Source organism: Streptomyces sp. NPDC093065, from assembly GCF_044754585.1.
Lineage (GTDB): Bacteria > Actinomycetota > Actinomycetes > Streptomycetales > Streptomycetaceae > Streptomyces.
Genome location: NZ_JBIVPJ010000002.1, coordinates 1 through 12356, shown reverse-complemented (window position 1 = coordinate 12356; position 12356 = coordinate 1). Strand labels below are relative to the sequence as shown.

Genomic DNA, 12356 nt, shown 5'->3' with positions numbered 1-12356 from the left:
AACGGGAACCGGCGCATACAGACCTTCGTCCCTCACTCATCGGGGGCAAAGCCGCACACACTCCTCACGATCAACGCCCCCGAGACCTGGTCGCCATCGATCCTAAGCGACCATACGGACTACTTGTACTGATCGGTCAGTACCTTGCGCAGCCGTTCCTCGTTCACACGCCAGAAGGTGTGCTGCCGTCCGTCGACCAGCACGACCGGAATCTGCTCCCAGTACTGGTCGTGGAGTTGGCGGTCCTCGGTGATGTCCTTCCCCTCCCAGGGGACGCCGAGTTCGGCGCAGACCTTCTCGACGACGAGCTGTGCGTCATCACACAGATGACAGCCGGGTTTGCGGATGAGGGTGACGAGATGGTTCTCGGAGTGCTCAGGGGGCTCGGGCTGCGCGGGTTTCCGGCGGAACAGGGGGCTCATGCAGGCCATTCTCCCGCGCGTGGGCGCCTCTTCGGCGGGAGGACGTCGCACGGTGCGGTCGCCCGGAGTTCACAGTCCGCAAACCTCCCGGCTCCGAAGCACCCGAACAAACTGGCTATGCTCACGGGCATGGCCGCTCTTCGATGGCTCACTCCCCGTAGGCGCTCCGCCACGGCGCGGAGCGTGTTGGCAGGCGAGGCCTCCGCGGAGGCGGCACGCAAGTCCGCGGAGGCCGCCGGGACCGCCGGGATCCTTGAGGAAACCGACTCCGTCGCGGAGCCGGAGTTCCCGGTGCACGGCGACGACCGGGCCGCCGCCTTCTTCGACCTCGACAACACCGTCATGCAGGGCGCCGCGATCTTCCACTTCGGCCGGGGCCTGTACAAGAGGAAGTTCTTCGAGACCCGCGACCTCGCCCGCTTCGCCTGGCAGCAGGCGTGGTTCCGGCTGGCCGGCTTCGAGGACCCGGAGCACATGCAGGACGCCCGCGACTCCGCCCTCTCCATCGTCAAGGGCCACCGCGTCTCCGAGCTGAGGTCGATCGGCGAGGAGATCTACGACGAGTACATGGCCGAGCGGATCTGGCCCGGCACCCGCGCCCTCGCGCAGGCCCACCTGGACGCGGGCCAGAAGGTCTGGCTGGTCACCGCGGCCCCGGTGGAGATCGCCCAGGTGATCGCCCGCCGCCTGGGCCTGACCGGCGCGCTCGGCACGGTGGCCGAGTCGATCGGCGGCGTCTACACGGGCAAGCTGGTCGGCGAACCGCTGCACGGCCCCGCGAAGGCCGAGGCCGTCCGGGCACTGGCCGCGGCCGAGGCCCTGGACCTGTCCCGCTGCGCCGCCTACAGCGACTCCCACAACGACATCCCGATGCTGTCGCTGGTCGGACACCCGTACGCGATCAACCCCGACTCCAAGCTGCGCAAGCACGCCCGCGAGCTGGAGTGGCGGCTGCGCGACTACCGCACCGGCCGCAAGGCGGCCAAGGTCGGCATCCCCGCGGCCGCGGGCGTCGGCGCGGTGGCGGGCGGCACCGCGGCGGCCATCGCGCTGCACCGGCGCCGCCGTTGATCCGGTCGTCGCCCCAATCGGGATGACGTACCCCCGGGACGGGCTCTCCAGTCCCCCTTGCGCACATCGACCACAACACGCTCTGTAGTCACACGGATTCCGAACCGTTTCGGTCAATTACCGATCACTATGTGGCAGCTGACCGGGCGTCAATCGGGCACGGAAGCGACGTAATCGATGATTTGAGCAACTGGGCGTAGCAGTGCCTGCACGAAGCGTTATTCTCCTCAGACGCATTCCGGTGCCCCACCTTCGCTACGACGGGTGAATGGTTCCGTACTGCACGTGATGGAAGCTCTGCCTCTGGGAGTCTCGTGTACCCACACGTCGGGGTTGACGCCTCGGGCCTGGCTACGCTGCGCGCAACGGTCAAATCAGCCCAAGACCTGTTGCGCGGCTTCGTCCCCACCGCGTATGCCGTCCCCGCCCTCGCCGCGGCCGCCGTGCCCGCCGGTCCGTGCTACGCACTGGCCGAAGGAAGCGCCGCCGTCGGCAGACGCGCGCGGTCGTCCTCGTCCGGGGCCGCCGCCACCACCCACCGCCGCCCCGCCGCGGACAGCGACAGCGCCCGCATGATGGAGCTGGTCGAGCGGGCCCAGGCCGGCGAGGCCGACGCCTTCGGCCGGCTCTACGACCAGTACAGCGACACCGTGTACCGCTACATCTACTACCGCGTGGGCGGCAAGGCCACCGCCGAGGACCTCACCAGCGAGACCTTTCTGCGGGCCCTCAGGCGCATCGGCACCTTCACCTGGCAGGGGCGCGACTTCGGCGCCTGGCTCGTGACCATCGCCCGCAACCTGGTCGCCGACCACTTCAAGTCCAGCCGCTTCCGCCTCGAGGTCACCACCGGCGAGATGCTCGACGCCAACGAGGTCGAGCGGTCCCCCGAGGACTCCGTCCTCGAATCCCTCTCCAACGCCGCCCTGCTGGAGGCCGTACGACGGCTCAACCCGCAGCAGCAGGAGTGCGTGACGCTGCGCTTCCTCCAGGGCCTCTCCGTCGCCGAGACCGCCCGCGTGATGGGCAAGAACGAGGGCGCCATCAAGACGCTCCAGTACCGGGCCGTGCGCACCCTCGCCCGGCTGCTCCCGGAAGACGCCCGCTGAGGGCGTTCACTTCTCGCATTCCCCAAGTCACCTTCGGTGAGAGTCTGTTGAGTCCGCGGTCCGATCATCCGCCGTCCGTAACCCAAGTGCCGCGCCGCTCGTTGTGCGGGATGCAGGCTCCCTGTGGTCACTCCCTGGCCGGCTCCGATCACCCGATCGGATGGTTTCGATCAGGGCGTGCAACCCTCAGGACCCCCTGGGGAGTCGACCGTGATGACGAGAGGAGGTGCCGCCAGTGATCGCGAACGTATCGGCGCACCGGCGGGCGAACGCCTTCGCCCAGGCTCTGGAGGAGCAGTCCGATCCCGGGGCGGCGGCCGAGCAGTCCGGAGGGCCGGCGACCGCCGGGGCCACCGCGGAACCGACCGAGCAGGGCCGTCTGACGGCCCTCGCCCGCGGTCTGGAGACGCTGCCCCGGCCCGAGCTGGATCCCGAGGTCAAGGTCGTCCAGCGGGCCCAGCTCGTGGCGGCCTTCGAGGCCATGCTGCAAGAGGGCACCGCGAGCGGCGGGGCGGCGGACACGTCGGTACCGGAGCAGCGCCGGGCGCGTGGCGCCCATCGCGCGGCCCCGCTGAGCAGGTTCCGGCCCCGCTCGCGGCTGGCCAAGGGCCTCACCGCCGGCGGACTGAGCGTGAGCGTGGCCGCGGGAGCCTTCGGCGGAGTCGCCGCCGCCAGTTCGGACGCCCTGCCCGGCGACTCGCTCTACGGCCTCAAGCGCGGCATAGAGGACTTCCGCCTCGGCCTCGCCGACGGCAACGACGAGCGGGGCCGGGCCTACCTGGACCTCGCCTCGACCCGGCTGAGCGAGGCACGCCGGCTGATGGAGCGCGGCCGCAGCGGCCCCCTCGACCACGAGTCCCTCGGCGAGGTCCGGCGTGCCCTGTCCGGCATGCGGCACGACGCCTCCGAGGGTCACCGCCTGCTCAGCGCGGCCTACGCCCACGATCCCGACTCGCTGGCCCCGATGCAGGCGCTCTCGGCCTTCTCCCAGTCCCACCGGGAGACCTGGGGAGCGCTGCGCGAGCGGCTGCCCGTGCAGCTCGGGGACGTCAGTGAGCAGGTGTCGTCGGTGTTCGACGCCATAGACGACGACGTGGCTCCGCTGGAGTCCATGCTGCCCTCGTCACCGGCCCAGGACGACGACGGCGGGGACGGCGGCCGGCCGGGCGGTTCCGGCTCGGCGACCCCCGGCACCCCCGGCTCCGGTCACCCGTCGGCCCCGCGTACCGGCGACGACGGCACGTCCGAGCGCGGGCGTTCCCAGTCCGGCCGGCCCAGCGAGTCCGCCCACTCCGGCGACGAGAACGACGGCCTGCTCGGCGGCGGCACCGGCGGCCTGCTCGACCCGCCCAAGGACGACAGCGGCACCACCTCCCCGCCCACCGGCGGCAACACCCCGCCCGCGGAGCCGGAGGTCACCCTCCCGCCCCTCCTCCCGGGCCTGCTGCCCGGCCTGGGCATCGAGGCGGAGGACGCGGACTGAGCACGACGGGGCGCCCCATCACCGGGGGCGCCCCGCCTCGCGTCAGAAGAACACCGACCGCCGCTGCACCAGCAGTTTGGCCCCCCTGTCTGCTGCCCTCGCACCGCTTCGCGGGCTTCGGCCAGCTGCGCCGGACTCCGTCCGCCGACTCACCACATGCCGCCGCCACGCCCCGCTTCGCGTCAGAAGAACACCGACCGCCGCTGCACCAGCAGTTTGTAGAGGGTGTGCTGGATCTGCTCCCTCACCTGGTCGGTCAGGTTGAACATCAGCACCGGGTCCTCGGCCGCCTCCGGCGCGTAGCCGTCCGTCGGGATCGGCTCGCCGAACTGGATCGTCCACTTCGTCGGCAGGGGCACCGCACCCAGTGGCCCCAGCCACGGGAAGGTCGGCGTGAGCGGGAAGTACGGGAACCCCAGCAGCCGGGCCAGGGTCTTGGAGTTGCCGATCATCGGGTAGATCTCCTCCGCCCCGACGATCGAGCACGGGACGATCGGCGCCCCCTGCCGCAGCGCCGTGGACACGAAACCGCCCCGCCCGAACCGCTGGAGCTTGTAGCGCTCCCCGAACGGCTTCCCGATGCCCTTGAAGCCCTCCGGCATCACCCCGACCAGCTCACCCTGGGCGAGCAGCCGTTCGGCGTCCTCCGCGCAGGCCAGTGTGTGCCCGAGCTTGCGCGCCAGCTCGTTGACGACCGGCAGCACGAACACCAGGTCCGCCGCCAGCAGCCGCAGGTGCCGGTCGGCCGGATGGTGGTCGTGCACGGCGACCTGCATCATCAGCCCGTCCAGCGGCAGCGTCCCGGAGTGGTTGGCGACGATCAGCGCTCCGCCCTCGGCGGGGATGTTCTCCACGCCCTTCACCTCGACCCGGAAGTACTTCTCGTACACCGGGCGCAGCAGCGACATCAGCACCTGGTCGGTCAGTTCGGCGTCGTAGCCGAAGTCGTCGACCTCGTAGTCCCCGGTGAGGCGGCGGCGCAGGAAGGACAGCCCGGCCGCGACCCGTCGCTCCAGAGCGCCGTCCCCGGCGCCGTCGTCCCCCGTCGACGGCTCCACCGACGCCTCCTGCGCTCCGGGCACCACGGGGTCGTCCCCGCGCGCGGCGGCCCCCCGCAGCGGCAGCGGCTGCACCTCGCCCGCCGGCGCCGACTCCGCCTTTGCCCTGCGCCGGTTCCCCCGCGACCGGTCGTCGTCGAACGGAATGACCTTGGCGTCCGCCATCGTTGCTGCGCTCCTCAGTTGGCGCTCTGCGTCGGGAGGTGGCCGCTGCCCCGCCGGGACAGCTCCGCGATCCGGTCGACGGCCTCCGCGAGGGCCTCGGGCGGCAGCAGCCCACCGCCCCGGCCGCGTGCGAAGTCCGCGAACGCCCCGGCCGTCGAGTACGCCGGCCGGAAGCCCAGCGTCTCCCGCATCTGCGTGGTGTCCACCACCCGACCGTGGGTGAGCAGCCGGATCTGCTCGGGGGAGAAGTCCGTCATCCCCAGCGTACGCACGAGCGAACCCGCCCAGGTGACCGCCGGCAGCAGCAACGGCACCGTGGGCCGGCCGAGCCGCCGCGAGCACTGGGAGAGCAGCAGCACACCGTCACCGGCGATGTTGAACGTCCCGCTGTTCAGCGTGCCCCGCCGCGGCTCGTGCGAGCAGAGCCGCAGCACCTCGATCACGTCGTCCTCGTGCACGAACTGCAGCCGCGGGTCGTAGCCGAACACCGTCGGCAGCACCGGCAGTCCGAGGTAGGAGGCGAGCGGCGTGTCCGCGGCCGGACCGAGGATGTTGGCGAACCGCAGCACGGTCACCGACACGTCCGGCCGGCGGCGCGCGAACCCGCGCACATACCCCTCGACCTCGACCGCGTCCTTGGCGAAGCCGCCGCTGGGCAGGGACTTGGGCGCGGTGGTCTCGGTGCAGACGGCCGGGTCGCGCGGCGCGGACCCGTAGACGTTCGTACTGGACTTCACCACCAGCCGCTGCACCGTGGGCGACTTCTGACAGGCGCCGAGCAGCTGCATCGTGCCGATGACGTTGGTCTCCTTCACCGACGTGCGGCTGCCGCTGCCCAGCGGCGTCCCCGTCACGTCCAGGTGGACGACCGTGTCCGCCCGGGTCTCGGCGAGCACCCGGCCGATCGCGGACTGCCGGATGTCCGCCTGGACGAAGTCGGCGCCGCCCAGATGGTGCTCGGGCACGACGGCGTCCACACCGACGACCCGCTCCACGTCGGGGTCACGCTGGACGCGCCGGACGAACCGGCCGCCCAGCTGCCGGGCCACTCCGGTCACGAGCACGACCTTGCCCAAGATCCGCGCCTTCCTTCCCGCCTGCTCCAGCCCTGCTCCGGCCAACTTAGCCGGTAGGTGTTGCGCGGTGATGACCGACGGACACGGCGGATGACGAAAAAGGGCCGCCCTACGACTGTGGCCCCCCACCGGATGCGGTGGGGGGCCACAGACCACGCTGACGGCGCGGCGTCGCCTACTTCTTGTTGCGACGCTGAACGCGCGTGCGCTTCAGCAGCTTGCGGTGCTTCTTCTTGGCCATCCGCTTGCGCCGCTTCTTGATAACAGAGCCCACGACTATCCTCGCTCACTTCTCATCACTCGGTTGGTGAGCGCCATGGGCCCACACGACCTACGAGGGGCCAGCCTACCCGTCCGAGCGCTGAGGTCGTAATCGAGGTCCGTCAGGCCGTTTCCACCCCCACGTAGCTCTCGCGGAGGTACTCGTGAACCGCTTGCTCCGGGACACGGAACGACCGTCCCACCCGGATCGCGGGCAGATGACCGCTGTGCACCAGCCGGTACACGGTCATCTTGGAGACGCGCATCACCGAGGCGACCTCCGCCACGGTAAGGAACTGAACCTCGTTCAGAGGCCTTTCGCCAGCTGCAGCCATGACACACCTGAACCTTCCGCACTCGACGGCCACCGGCTTCCCCTTCCGGTGACTCTTCGTCGCTGCGTGCTCACTCCCCAATGTAGGGGCGGGTGATGCGAATGGGGAAGAGGTGCACCCATCGCTTCCCTACCGTGACAGACACGCCCGATTGAGTACGTAGCGGGTAAGCGGTCGGTAGTACTCGGCTCGCACGGCGTCATCGAGTGGAACGGCGACGGACACGACCCCCTCGGCCTCCCCGACGAAAAGCGCGGGGTCGTCCGTATCGGCCGGACCGATGGCCTCGAACCCCAGCTGACCTGCCCCGCAGGCCCACCCGTGGTCTCCGATCACCAACTCGGGAAGCGGCCCGCCCCCCTCGGCCGCGGCCTCCAGCGCCGTACGAACCGGCAGCGGCGAGTGCGTGTGTGCGCCGGGCTCACCACCGGCGTGCCCGGCGCCGGGTTCCCGCACCAACGCGACTCCGCGGACGTAGTCGAGGTTGTACGTGCGTAGACCGAACCGGGTCGTTATGTCGACAGAGCGACCCTGCGCAGGGGTGAGGACAGTACATCCCGCCGCCGACAGCGCCTCGGCCAAGGCGACGTAGAAGCCGAGCAGCCGATGCGGGTGCCCGGTGCCGAGCAGCACCGGAGCCCGCCGTTCGGCGACCGCCGCGAGCCGGCCGGCGAAGGCGTCCAGGGCCACGAGGGTCCGGTCGGGGTCGATCACGTCCTGGCCGGAGGTGTCGCGCGGATCGGCCGAAACCCCACACCTCTCCGCCATCAGCCCGAGCAGTTCCCGCTGCCGCCACTCCCCTCCCGGATCGATCCCGATCAGCACCCGGGGATCCCGCGCGGCGAACAACCGATAACTCCGCAGACTCACCTCCCGGGAGGTCGCCACCACCCCGGCCAGCCGGACATCAAGAAGATGAGCCCGAAGAGCTCCACGGGTCAGCACCCCTCCGATGCTGCCGCTTCCCTCACCACAACGACCAGCAAACGGCACAACCCCCCACGGTCGGCGTAACCGCAAAAACCACCCAGCCGCGGCCAGCCGCGCCACGCCTTCTTTCCCCCCGCCCCGCCCCCCGCTGCGGGCAGTCGTGCCGCTGGGGGGCACGGGTGGGCGCAGCGGCACCCCGCAACGCCGGGCCGCGCACCCCACCCCCGAGGCGCCCCGACGCCGGACCACCAGGAAACCGCCCCTACGGCAGAAGCCCCCGCAACGGAAACACCGCCCGCCGAGCAGCCCGCACCGCCTGATCCAACCGATCCGCAGGGTCGTACCCCGCCTCCCACGAGGCCCAGGACACCGGCCACCGCCCATCAGTCATCCGCATCGGCCCAAGCTGCCGCGTCCGCGCGTACACCTCCTGCCGCCACCCCTCCGGAATCACCGTCTCCGGCTCCACCGGCCGCCCCGCGGCGATCCCCACCAGGTGCGCCCACGACCGCGGCACCACCTCCACCACGGCATAGCCGCCACCCCCCAGCGCCACCCAACGCCCCCCGGCGTACTCGTGCGCGAAGTCGTGGCACGCCACCTGCACCGCCCGCTGCGCGTCCAGCGACACCGCGAGATGCGCCAGCGGATCCTCGAAGTGCGTGTCGGCCCCGTGCTGCGTCACCAGCACCTGCGGCCGGAACTCCGCGAGCACCTCCGGCACCACCGCGTGGAACGCCCGCACCCACCCCGCGTCCCCGGTCCCCGCCGGCAACGCGACGTTCACCGCCGTCCCCTCCGCACACTCCGCGCCGGTCTCCTCCGGCCACCCGGTCTGCGGGAACAGCGTCCGCGGATGCTCGTGCAGCGACACCGTCAGCACCCTCGGGTCCTCCCAGAACGCCGCCTGCACCCCATCCCCGTGGTGCACGTCGACGTCCACGTACGCGACCCGCTCGGCCCCCAGCTCAAGGAGCCGCGCGATCGCCAGCGCCGCGTCGTTGTACACGCAGAACCCGGACGCCGCGCCCGGCATCGCGTGGTGCAGCCCGCCCGCGAAGTTCACCGCGTGCAGCGCGTCCCCGCGCCACACCGCCTCCGCCGCCCCCACCGACTGCCCGGCGATCAGCGCGGACACCTCGTGCATCCCCGCGAAGGCCGGATCGTCGACGGTCCCGAGCCCGTACGACCCGTCGGCCGCGCCCGGATCCGCCGACGCCGCCTTCACCGCGTCGATGTAGTCCTCCCGGTGGACGAGCCGCAGCGTCGACTCCCCGGCCGACCGCGCCGCGACGACCTCCACCTCCCGGTCGATCCCGAGGGCACCGACCAGGCTTCGCGTCAGCGCGAGCCGGACCGGATCCATCGGATGCTCGGGACCGAAGTCATAGCCCGTTACTGCCTCGTCCCACATCAGCTGTGCGCGGCCGCTCATGCCCGCCACCGTATCGGTCCGGTTGAGCCCCGAACGACCTGGCGTACACGACCGTCACCAGCACCAACACCATCGGCACGAGCATCGCCCCGCGATAGCTCCAGGCGTCCCCGAGCGCCCCCACCAGCGGCGAACCGATCAGGAAACCGACGTAGTTGAACACGTTGAGCCGCGCCACCGCCGCGTCGGACGCCCCCGGACCACCACCCCGCTCCGCCGCCAGCCGCCCCGCCGCCGCGAACGTCTGCGGCACCAGCACACACAGCCCGAGGCCCAGCAGCGTGAAACCGAGCATCCCCACCCAGGCCCCCGGAGCCGACGCCACCACGGCGAACCCGCCCGCCGCGACCACGGCCCCGCCCCGCACCACCGCCACGGCCCCGAACCGCCGCACCCCGAAGTCCCCGAGGGCCCGGCCCACCAGCGTGGTCACCATGTAGACGTTGTACGGCACGGTGGCCAGCTGCTCCGAACTCCCCAGCACGTCCTGGAGGTACTTCGCGCTCCAGTTGGAGACGGTCGAGTCCCCGATGTACGCGAACGTCATCACCAGACACAGCGGCAACAGCACCTTGAAGCCGACCCCGGCCCCGGCCGCCCTCCGGCCCGCGCCCTGGTCAGCGGCCTCCGCCGGATCACCCCCGTCCCCGTCGACGTACCACCGGCTCCCCACCAGCGCGGCCGGCAGCAGCACGACGACCACCGGCAGGTACGACACCCACAGCGCCAGGTCCCAGTGCGCCCCCGCCCACGCCAGCGAGGCCCCCAGAATCCCGCCGAGGCTGTACGTCGCATGGAACCCGAGCATGATGCTGCGCCCGTAGGCCCGTTGCAGGCTCACCCCGAGCATGTTCATCGAGGCGTCCAGCGCCCCCACTGACAGCCCGAAGACCGCCAGCGCGACGGCCAGCACCGCCACCCGGTCCCCCGCCCCCACGCCGAGCAGCGCCAGCAGCACCACCGGCTGGGACCAGCGCAGCAGCCGGCTGGGCCGCACCCGCCGCACCAGCCGCTCGCTCACCACGCTCCCGACCCCGGCCAGGATCGGCACGGCGGCGAGGAAGACGGGCAGCAGCGCGTCGGAGACGCCGTACCGGTCCTGGATGGCCGGGATACGCGTCACCAGCAGGGCGAAGGCGACCCCCTGGGCGAAGAAGCCGAACGCCAGCGAGGCCCTGCCGCGCCGCAGCACATCAGTCATGGCGGCGAGCGTAGGGCCCCGGCTTACCGGTGGGTAGATCCAGCCAAAGGTGAATTCTTCTCAACTTCCCGGGGACCGGCGACGGCGGTGCCGCTCTCGGGGGCGCGGTCCGCGGCCACGGCGGCTCCGATCATGTGGGCCATGGGCCCCGCCCCCAGCGCACCGCTGACCACGAACGCCAACACCATCGTGGCGACCATGACGACCGTCCCGAGCCAGACCATCGTGTCGACCGGGAAGGTGTAGACGCCCACGACCCGCAGCGCACACTCGCCGACGAAGGCGGTCCCCCACACCGCGGAGAACCGCAGCTCCGCCCGCCGGAACGCCGACGACTCCTTCCCCAGCCTCACCCAGGCCGCCTCCCGGCCCGGGTCCCCCTTCACCAGCCACGGCTTCAGCGTCGCCGTCATCATGGGCCGCCCCAGCACCACCGACCCCAGCAGCGCGAACCCGACGAGGCTCCCCACCGCACTGTCCTTGACCAGCAGCAGCCGGGCGTCCCCCGTACCGAAGCCGAGCAGCAGCCCGATCAGGTTGGCCAGCAGGATGAGCAGGGGAAGCGCGTTCACCTCCCGCTGTCTCCACAATCCCCACCCGATCCGCAGCACGGGCACGACGCTGCTCCAGCCGAGCGCCGCGACCGCGCTCATCCCGAGCGCGCCCTTCAGCAGGTAGTACGACCCGACGGGTACTCCCACGTCCAGGAGCAGCGACACGCACGTACGGGACTTACGAGGCTTGGTCATGCACTCAGCTTCGCGCCGGGGCAGGGTCCCGCAGTAGAAACAACCGTCCAGGACCGCGCATGACAATTGTCAGGCCTCAGCCGCGCAGCAGGTCGGCCAACTCCCCCATGTCCGCGAAGAGTCGGGTGGCTCCGGCGAGCCTCGTGGCCGGCGTCATCGCGGTGAACCCGTACACGTCCATCCCGGCGGCGACCGCGGCCTGTACGCCGAGCGGACTGTCCTCGACGACGGCACACCGCTCCGGCGCCACCCCCGTCCGCTCAGCCGCGTGCAGGAACAGATCCGGGGCGGGCTTCCCCCGCCCCACGTCCTGGGAACTGAAGATCCGCCCGTCGTCGAACCAGCGGTCGAGCCCGGCCTTCCGGTGCCCCACCCGAATCCGCTCGTGACTCCCGGAGGACGCCACGCAGTACGCCACCCCGTCCGCCGCGAGCTTCTCCAGCACACCGACGGCGCCCGGAACGGGCTCCAACTCCCGCTCGAAGGCGGCGAACACCCGCCCGTGGAAGACGTCGTCGAAGTCCTCGGGCAGTCGCCGCCCCGTCCGCTCCAGCACAAGGTCGTGCACGCGGTGCATCGCGCCACCCATGTAGTCCCGCAGCGAGTCCTCGTAGGAGGTCGGGTGCCCCAGCTCGGTGAGATAGCCGGCGAGCAGCCGATTGGAGATCGGCTCACTGTCGACGAGAACACCGTCGTTGTCGAAGATAACCAGGTCGTAGCGCATACTTCGACCCTAAACGCAGAAAGCCCCGCACCGTTCCCGGTGCGGGGCTTTCCCGTAATAATTGTTCGGCGGCGTCCTACTCTCCCACAGGGTCCCCCCTGCAGTACCATCGGCGCTGTAAGGCTTAGCTTCCGGGTTCGAAATGTAACCGGGCGTTTCCCCTACGCTATGACCACCGAAACACTATGAAACTCTCAACCGCACCACGCTGTGGACGTGGGGTTGTTCGTGGTTTCAGAACCAACACAGTGGACGCGAGCAACTGAGGACAAGCCCTCGGCCTATTAGTACCGGTCACCTCCACACCTCACGGTGCTTCCAGATCCGGCCTATCAAC

At 71.0% G+C, this 12356-nt stretch carries 13 protein-coding genes and 1 rRNA gene; 3 read left to right on the top strand and 11 right to left on the bottom strand.

Translation table 11 applies throughout. The features are described from left to right. Nucleotides 1-119: 119 nt before the first annotated feature. Nucleotides 120-422, bottom strand: a complete 303-nt coding sequence (locus tag ACIQFU_RS02875; RefSeq protein WP_402548508.1) for a glutaredoxin family protein — start codon at nucleotides 420-422, stop codon at nucleotides 120-122. A 129-nt stretch (nucleotides 423-551) separates the two neighbouring features. Between ACIQFU_RS02875 and ACIQFU_RS02870 the strand changes: the two genes are divergently transcribed. From ACIQFU_RS02870 to ACIQFU_RS02860, 3 genes are all read left to right on the top strand, one after another. Beyond that, nucleotides 552-1493 (top strand): HAD family hydrolase, encoded by a 942-nt coding sequence (locus ACIQFU_RS02870; protein WP_402548506.1) that lies wholly within the window; start codon nucleotides 552-554, stop codon nucleotides 1491-1493. 314 nt (nucleotides 1494-1807) lie between these two features. Next, entirely contained in the window at nucleotides 1808-2602 is a 795-nt protein-coding gene (locus ACIQFU_RS02865) for an ECF subfamily RNA polymerase sigma factor, BldN family (RefSeq protein WP_402548504.1), read from the top strand. Between the two features lie 235 nt (nucleotides 2603-2837). Further along, complete coding sequence (locus ACIQFU_RS02860) at nucleotides 2838-4085, top strand: DUF5667 domain-containing protein (RefSeq protein ID WP_402548502.1); 1248 nt, start codon at nucleotides 2838-2840, stop codon at nucleotides 4083-4085. A 182-nt stretch (nucleotides 4086-4267) separates the two neighbouring features. Here the strand turns inward: ACIQFU_RS02860 and ACIQFU_RS02855 are convergent, their stop codons facing one another. From ACIQFU_RS02855 to rrf, 10 genes are all read right to left on the bottom strand, one after another. Then, nucleotides 4268-5308, bottom strand: a complete 1041-nt coding sequence (locus ACIQFU_RS02855; RefSeq protein ID WP_402548500.1) for a lysophospholipid acyltransferase family protein — start codon at nucleotides 5306-5308, stop codon at nucleotides 4268-4270. A gap of 14 nt (nucleotides 5309-5322) precedes the next feature. Further along, nucleotides 5323-6384 carry an NAD-dependent epimerase/dehydratase family protein gene (locus ACIQFU_RS02850; protein ID WP_402548499.1) on the bottom strand — a complete coding sequence of 354 codons (1062 nt, stop codon included), beginning with the start codon at nucleotides 6382-6384 and terminating at the stop codon, nucleotides 5323-5325. Between the two features lie 175 nt (nucleotides 6385-6559). Continuing rightward, on the bottom strand, nucleotides 6560-6658 hold the full coding sequence (locus ACIQFU_RS02845; protein ID WP_003948845.1) for a 30S ribosomal protein bS22: 99 nt from the start codon (nucleotides 6656-6658) through the stop codon (nucleotides 6560-6562). 109 nt (nucleotides 6659-6767) lie between these two features. Continuing rightward, entirely contained in the window at nucleotides 6768-6980 is a 213-nt protein-coding gene (locus ACIQFU_RS02840; RefSeq protein ID WP_004984898.1) for a helix-turn-helix domain-containing protein, read from the bottom strand. A gap of 129 nt (nucleotides 6981-7109) precedes the next feature. Continuing rightward, nucleotides 7110-7925, bottom strand: a complete 816-nt coding sequence (locus tag ACIQFU_RS02835; protein ID WP_402548498.1) for a phosphatase — start codon at nucleotides 7923-7925, stop codon at nucleotides 7110-7112. A 247-nt stretch (nucleotides 7926-8172) separates the two neighbouring features. Then, nucleotides 8173-9345: an acetoin utilization protein AcuC gene (locus ACIQFU_RS02830; RefSeq protein ID WP_402548497.1), complete on the bottom strand. Its 1173-nt coding sequence runs from the start codon at nucleotides 9343-9345 to the stop codon at nucleotides 8173-8175. Further along, complete coding sequence (locus ACIQFU_RS02825) at nucleotides 9296-10546, bottom strand: MFS transporter (RefSeq protein WP_402548495.1); 1251 nt, start codon at nucleotides 10544-10546, stop codon at nucleotides 9296-9298. Before ACIQFU_RS02825 ends, ACIQFU_RS02830 begins: the two co-directional genes overlap by 50 nt. 23 nt (nucleotides 10547-10569) lie before the next feature. Beyond that, entirely contained in the window at nucleotides 10570-11295 is a 726-nt protein-coding gene (locus ACIQFU_RS02820; protein ID WP_402548493.1) for a VC0807 family protein, read from the bottom strand. Between the two features lie 76 nt (nucleotides 11296-11371). After that, complete coding sequence (locus ACIQFU_RS02815; protein ID WP_402548491.1) at nucleotides 11372-12019, bottom strand: HAD family hydrolase; 648 nt, start codon at nucleotides 12017-12019, stop codon at nucleotides 11372-11374. Between the two features lie 63 nt (nucleotides 12020-12082). Continuing rightward, nucleotides 12083-12199: ribosomal RNA gene (rrf, locus tag ACIQFU_RS02810) — 5S ribosomal RNA — on the bottom strand. Between the last annotated feature and the right edge of the window lie 157 nt (nucleotides 12200-12356).

Excerpts from the sequence above, each read along its gene's own strand:
- ACIQFU_RS02820 (WP_402548493.1), bottom strand. The coding sequence starts at position 11,295 with ATGACCAAGCCTCGTAAGTCCCGTACGTGCGTGTCGCTGCTCCTGGAC.
- ACIQFU_RS02855 (WP_402548500.1), bottom strand. The coding sequence starts at position 5,308 with ATGGCGGACGCCAAGGTCATTCCGTTCGACGACGACCGGTCGCGGGGG.
- ACIQFU_RS02875 (WP_402548508.1), bottom strand. The coding sequence starts at position 422 with ATGAGCCCCCTGTTCCGCCGGAAACCCGCGCAGCCCGAGCCCCCTGAG.
- ACIQFU_RS02830 (WP_402548497.1), bottom strand. The coding sequence starts at position 9,345 with ATGAGCGGCCGCGCACAGCTGATGTGGGACGAGGCAGTAACGGGCTAT.
- ACIQFU_RS02815 (WP_402548491.1), bottom strand. The coding sequence starts at position 12,019 with ATGCGCTACGACCTGGTTATCTTCGACAACGACGGTGTTCTCGTCGAC.
- ACIQFU_RS02825 (WP_402548495.1), bottom strand. The coding sequence starts at position 10,546 with ATGACTGATGTGCTGCGGCGCGGCAGGGCCTCGCTGGCGTTCGGCTTC.
- ACIQFU_RS02840 (WP_004984898.1), bottom strand. The coding sequence starts at position 6,980 with ATGGCTGCAGCTGGCGAAAGGCCTCTGAACGAGGTTCAGTTCCTTACC.
- ACIQFU_RS02870 (WP_402548506.1), top strand. The coding sequence starts at position 552 with ATGGCCGCTCTTCGATGGCTCACTCCCCGTAGGCGCTCCGCCACGGCG.